The sequence below is a fragment of the Halomonas sp. SIMBA_159 genome, from assembly GCF_046536035.1.
Classification (GTDB): Bacteria; Pseudomonadota; Gammaproteobacteria; order Pseudomonadales; family Halomonadaceae; genus Vreelandella; species Vreelandella venusta_A.
The window spans coordinates 1-294 of sequence record NZ_JAWJBT010000313.1 but is presented as its reverse complement, the minus strand read 5'-3'; the positions used below and the strand labels follow the sequence as shown (position 1 = coordinate 294).

General features: G+C 41.8%; 1 protein-coding gene. It reads right to left on the bottom strand.

The genetic code is table 11. The features are described from left to right. On the bottom strand, positions 1–294 hold a 294-nt coding region (locus R0J87_RS19435), incomplete at both ends, for a hypothetical protein (RefSeq protein WP_498888299.1).

Genomic DNA, 294 nt, shown 5'->3' with positions numbered 1-294 from the left:
CCATTTCTATTTTTAGTTCTAGTAGATCCTCTCCTGCTTAATCCTCTAGCACAACAAGGGCAACAACTATTACGAAACAAACCTTTTCCACTCCGCGGCTGCGGCTGAGTTTTAGGGGCTGGATTTGTTGGTGTTGGCGCTGTTGTTGGCGCTGCAGGGGTACTGTTATTTTCACTTGATTGGTTATTTGTACCGAAGAGGCGATCTAATCCACTACTCACCAATTGATCTAGCTTTTCTTCAAAATTAATTTTAATCTTCTCACGGATTCGTCCAATCACTTCTTGTTTATAC